The organism is Gracilibacillus boraciitolerans JCM 21714 (genome assembly GCF_000521485.1).
Classification (GTDB): domain Bacteria; phylum Bacillota; class Bacilli; order Bacillales; family Amphibacillaceae; genus Gracilibacillus; species Gracilibacillus boraciitolerans.
Map to the genome: position 1 here is coordinate 1 of NZ_BAVS01000064.1, position 5005 is coordinate 5005.

Annotated in this window: 5 protein-coding genes and 2 pseudogenes; 3 read left to right on the top strand and 4 right to left on the bottom strand. The window is 31.5% G+C overall.

The genetic code is table 11. The features are described 5' to 3' along the window. Positions 1–314 (top strand): annotated as a pseudogene (locus JCM21714_RS18930) (ATP-binding protein); the annotation flags it as partial. 546 nt (positions 315–860) lie between these two features. On the opposite strand, the gene JCM21714_RS18935 reads toward JCM21714_RS18930, so the two are convergent. The 3 genes and pseudogenes from JCM21714_RS18935 to JCM21714_RS17460 form a co-directional block, all read right to left on the bottom strand. Beyond that, positions 861–1214, bottom strand: a complete 354-nt coding sequence (locus JCM21714_RS18935; protein ID WP_052000892.1) for a transposase — start codon at positions 1212–1214, stop codon at positions 861–863. Positions 1215–1598: 384 nt separating this feature from the next. Beyond that, positions 1599–2025 (bottom strand): annotated as a pseudogene (locus JCM21714_RS24595) (type II toxin-antitoxin system death-on-curing family toxin). Positions 2026–2048: 23 nt separating this feature from the next. Continuing rightward, the gene (locus JCM21714_RS17460; protein WP_035726373.1) at positions 2049–2321 is read right to left on the bottom strand and encodes an AbrB/MazE/SpoVT family DNA-binding domain-containing protein; all 273 of its coding nucleotides are present in this window, start codon (positions 2319–2321) and stop codon (positions 2049–2051) included. Positions 2322–2704: 383 nt separating this feature from the next. Between JCM21714_RS17460 and JCM21714_RS23320 the strand changes: the two genes are divergently transcribed. Then, positions 2705–2827: a hypothetical protein gene (locus JCM21714_RS23320; RefSeq protein WP_268748402.1), complete on the top strand. Its 123-nt coding sequence runs from the start codon at positions 2705–2707 to the stop codon at positions 2825–2827. A 632-nt stretch (positions 2828–3459) separates the two neighbouring features. After that, on the top strand, positions 3460–3978 hold the full coding sequence (locus JCM21714_RS24600) for a VanZ family protein (RefSeq protein ID WP_369403654.1): 519 nt from the start codon (positions 3460–3462) through the stop codon (positions 3976–3978). Here the strand turns inward: JCM21714_RS24600 and JCM21714_RS17475 are convergent. Next, positions 3907–4254, bottom strand: coding sequence for a VanZ family protein (locus JCM21714_RS17475; RefSeq protein ID WP_052000893.1), 348 nt, complete (start codon positions 4252–4254; stop codon positions 3907–3909). The genes JCM21714_RS24600 and JCM21714_RS17475 overlap by 72 nt on opposite strands. Between the last annotated feature and the right edge of the window lie 751 nt (positions 4255–5005).

The window sequence follows — 5005 nt, forward strand, 5'->3', positions numbered from 1 at the left end:
TCATGGAAAGAAGGACGCTTTCAATTATTGCGCAACAAGTTTAACAAGGTAGATATGGTCGTACTGGATGAAATGGGTTACGTGCCTTTTAGCAGGATGGGGCAGAATTATTATTCCAATTGATTTCCGATTGGTATGAACAGCGTAGTCTTGTGATTACATCCAATTTAGAGTTTAGTCAATGGAACAGAATATTTGTAGATGCACGGCTAACAGCTGCCTTAGTGGATCGCGTGATTCATCACGCTCATATCTTAAGTTTTACTGGGGATAGTTACCGTGTAAGAAGCGCACTATCGAACCATCAATCATAATGAAAAATAGGGCTGGCAAAGTTCTCAACTTTTCTTTGCATTTTTCTCAACTTTTTGCTTGCAAAATACACTTTTCAATTGACAAATACAAATCATAAAAAAAGAATTACAAGTAAAACAAGATGAGGAGTGATCAAGAGTGGAATTTTTATTTTTTGTTGCCATTATAATTGGTTTAAATGTAGTTTTGATGAAAAAAGGCTTTAAAAAAGAGTAGCGAGTTATAATTCAAGAGGAGGTTTAAATGTTAGGTTTATATGACCTTGCTATAGGTTTAATTATCCTGGTTATGTATTCTAAAAAGACAAAAGAAGGTCAACTGGAACTGGATACAGAAAGACTATCTATAACAAAGTCGCGTATTTATACATTCTTGTTCTATATTTTTGTTACAGATTATAAATCTACCTCTTATTATAGCGTCATTAGTCATTTTAGCTTTCAATGATCCAGTCGCAACTTACACCACATGGAGTGCATTTACATTTGCTCTGCAAATGATGTTCATACCAGTTTTTGTGGTGTAACCTTTATATATCGTTTTCTTTATTGCTGGCATAAAATTGCACGGTATCCTCTGGGTTGTCTTCCAATGTTGTCACAATGAAAGTTGGGATGAAAAGCAATATAGGCACTGCCATACGGATCTCCATAGATTGCTGAATTGGAGGAATCAATAGCCAACACTAAAATTTCAGGTGCCTCCCATTCATGATAACGGTCGATTAGAGTTCGATTAACCTCTTGAAATTGCTTCAATGTATCTTTGTCCATATGTTGATTTACCCTGGACATGGTGGGTTGTGAAGCAAGTTCAGATTTATTCAAAATGGTCGTTAAAGCTGGATCGGGATTCAAATGATCCGCATGGTTCATGGATTTTTCGTTTACAATAGTCATAGAAGGAGCCCTTGGTATGTTTTTTGGTTTTGTCACCTATAACATTACCAAAAGTTGGGCTATTTTTCATGTTTTTGACTTTCACTTATTGGGTGATAGTTTTTTTTTTTCAAAACAGCTGATATAACTGGGCGATAATGATTATAGAATTAAACTATGAATAATTCAGGAGAAGATAATCAAACTTAAATCTTCTAAAGATAAAACATTTTAAAATAGGGTTTGTAAGGTATTTTTGATCGGACTTTATTTCAAATCTCCATTATCTTATAGCGTTGGTTTTTCCAATTTATTGAACTTAAAAAGCCACATTTACATAGTAAGTAAATGTGGCTTTTTTTCTATATTGCCGTTTGTTTATATTAATATATGACGGTTTCTTTTTCAGTCGTTTAACAAGGGGGGGTGAATATAATCTTTCAATTCATTCACAAGGTAATGAATACAATCATTTTCCTTAAACTTTTCATCATATGCAAGATAAACGGTGTAATCTTCCGCTTCATCATTCGTCATGGTGAATTCATAACCATTAACATTAAGGAAGGTTTCAAAAACCGTCAGAGCAGTTCGTTTATTGCCGTTATGGAAGATATGTCCACCCCCTGGCTATCGAGTGAAAATAACAACAAGCTTTTTCTTCTATCGAAGGATACTGTTCTTCCCCCCCAAATAATTCAGTTTTCGGTCTTTCTAGCATTGCTTCAAACTTATCGGGGGGGTACTTAATTCCTGCTTGTTCCATATCATCGTACATTTCCATAATGGTATAGTGAATAATAGTTATTTCTTCTCCTGTTAAATAAATCATTCCCCCCCCTCAAAAACCACCTTTTATCTATCCTTTAAATTACGAAGTGCTTTATCATATTTTGAAATTGCTCGATTCATTGCTCCTAATACCTCTGGACGAATACCTTCAGGAAGACGATTTACTCTTTTCATGACTAATCCATCCTTTTCTTCATCATATATAACCTCAATTTCATCGCCTTTATTCATTTTTAATTTTATCGCTAAATCTTTCGGAATGTTCACTGACAAACTATTCCCTACTTGACTAACACGTCTTGTATAACGTTTTTCTTCCAACATTCCCACGCTCATTTCATCATAATCTCCTTTCTATAGCATTGACAGAAAGGGAAACTTTATACCCTTACAGTCAATATAATTATGATTGTATATACTATTATAACACTTATACCCGCAAAAACAATGGATAAACCTTAAAAAATAGGTATTTTCCAGTCATTACACAACCAAATATCTTCCTTTTTAAGAGGATCGAATTTGGTTTCTGCTTGTTATTATTCTTGTAAGATTTAACAAACCGTTTCTATTTTTAATTAAGTATAGGCTGCTGTTGTAGTTTTAAAATAAAGTCGTGATGTTTGGAAAAAAGATGAATTTTTAGTCTACTATCTTTAAAGCATCTGCACCAGTTGATTCTTTAGGTTGGTATGGATCTCCATTAGCATCAGTTTTCAATGGAACATTGGATGAAAGTGAAAAAAGGCGAAGATATTATTAAACAAGCAATCCAACGTGTGATCTTGACTGTCTTGGCTGCCTTTGCGGAAAAGGAAAGAACCGGCATTAAAATTAGATAAGCTGAAGGTATTCAAGTTGCTAAAGCTAAAGGAAAGAATTTAGGTCGACCAAAAGCACAAATTACTTCTGATTTTATACAAGCTTATAACCAATGGAAAAAAAGGAGATTACAGCTATTGTAGCAATGAAAGAATCTAAAATGTCTAAAACGACATTTTATCGAAAAGTAAAGAGAGCATTCCCCCTTCACTTTTTGTGCTTTAGAAATAAAGTTTAATCATTTAGTTAGTAAAGTTTGAATTATGTCTATAACTATCAGGACAATAAAGATAGGCCAAGTTTAAAAATATAACTGTAACTATACTCTTTGGTATATCGATTTTAAGGTAATCTAGTATGTGCTCTCCAAGTTGCTTTTTATTAAAAGCCAAGTACGAAAATAAAACGCCTATCAAAAAGAATAGTAGTGATAAACTACCGAATCCTAATGATTTGCCTTTTCCCAAAATAATCATCCCCCCCCTCCGTATAATTTTAAAATTTTATAAAAAATTTGTAAAAAAAGGAGGGGGGGATTTCAATTTTCTGTAGAGTACATTATGTAAGTACATTCCTAGTTTGAAGAGTGTTGAAAGTATTTATATGGTAGGAGGTGATATCAATCGATATTTTAATCTATACTCCATTACTGATGCTCCCATTTTTAATTTTCTATGTTTTGATTTCTCTATATATATTTGTTCTGAAAAAAAGAGAAACTAAGATTTTCAATCAGATCCTATACATCTCTATCTTTCTCTATATTTTATACGTTTTAAAGGTAAGTTTGTTGCCAATTCCATTAAATGAAACTGTAATTCAGAATATGATAGAGACAAATACAGATGCAAATCATAATTTTATCCCTTTTCATGATATCTATACGACTCTTCAGATTCCTGATTTTAAATTAATTTTAATGGAACTATCTTGGCATATTTTGTTATTTATACCTCTTGGATTTTATGCTCCTTGGTTCAGTAGTATCTTTAAAAAGTTAAAGTCCACATTTGTTTTAGGCATTGTATTTTCACTTCTAGTTTCGCTAACCCAGTTTTTTATTTCGCTATCAATTGGAGTAACCTATTTGAATTTGATTTCAAGAAGATTTATTAATTATAAAAATTTTCGCTCCGTAAAAACCTATAGTGCTTCCTATAACACTTTTTAGTACATCATCGATATCTAAAACTCCCATTAATGATATATACTGTATTAATTCAATAGATATACTTATTAGAAGCGTTATATACAAAACATGCATATATCCTTTGACTTTTCGAAAAGTTATTGGCGCTAGAATTCCTATAGGAATAAATGCTATTATATTTCCAAATATGAACATAAACCATGTATCCAACTCATAATGATTTATATTTTTTAAATATTCTATTGTAGTTGAAAGTGGTATTAAATTATGTGAAACACCTTCGTAATGCTTAAACATTAGAATCTAAAGTCATCCATAAAATGAATTAGAGCTAAGAAAAAAATATATATTGCAAATATTATACTAATGGCAATTCTAGTCCTTGAGGTGTTGTCCATAGCAACTAATACCTCCTTTTTAAATGGTTTTTGCATATTGCATATATTGCATGTCCTTTATATGTTGTATGTAAATAGATCACATATTATGATTAATGAGAAGAACAAAATTTTGAAACCTTATACATGGGTCCTGCCGACAAAACGTGGATATTATACTCTAAGCAAATTACAATCTAAAAAAATAAATTCCTGTAGCTGTTGTTGCTATGGAAAAAAGCAAACATGTCTAAACCTACATTCTATAGAAAAATGAAGGAATACGAGAAAAAATGAAGAAAGAATATTCCCTCTTCATTTTCCATATCTTTTGGTCTAACCGTCTAACCTTTTAGTATAAGCCAAAGATTAAAGGTCAACCATAAAGGATCAATGGTTATTATAAAATTTTTGGTTTCGATAACCATACGGATCACCTCCAATTATTTATTAGTAATAAATTTTGTTTTTCCTTTTTAATACTAGATTTTTAATTTTTATTAAACACTTAACTCTGTTCCTAGCTTGTCTTACAAACCTTTAACAGCACGTAATAGTAAAAAAGACTGTTGTTGTATCCTTTTTAGTCAAATAAAATAATTCTTCAGTATAGGAGAGAGCAAAGGAAAATAGGTAAAGGAATTTTGACAAATAAAAATCCGAATCATAAT

What these genes read in the sequence shown, in the direction of transcription:
- JCM21714_RS24600 (WP_369403654.1), top strand. Translation starts at nt 3,460, where the DNA reads ATGCTCCCATTTTTAATTTTCTATGTTTTGATTTCTCTATATATATTT.
- JCM21714_RS17460 (WP_035726373.1), bottom strand. Translation starts at nt 2,321, where the DNA reads ATGAGCGTGGGAATGTTGGAAGAAAAACGTTATACAAGACGTGTTAGT.
- JCM21714_RS18935 (WP_052000892.1), bottom strand. Translation starts at nt 1,214, where the DNA reads ATGACTATTGTAAACGAAAAATCCATGAACCATGCGGATCATTTGAAT.
- JCM21714_RS17475 (WP_052000893.1), bottom strand. Translation starts at nt 4,254, where the DNA reads ATGTTTAAGCATTACGAAGGTGTTTCACATAATTTAATACCACTTTCA.
- JCM21714_RS23320 (WP_268748402.1), top strand. Translation starts at nt 2,705, where the DNA reads ATGGAACATTGGATGAAAGTGAAAAAAGGCGAAGATATTATTAAACAA.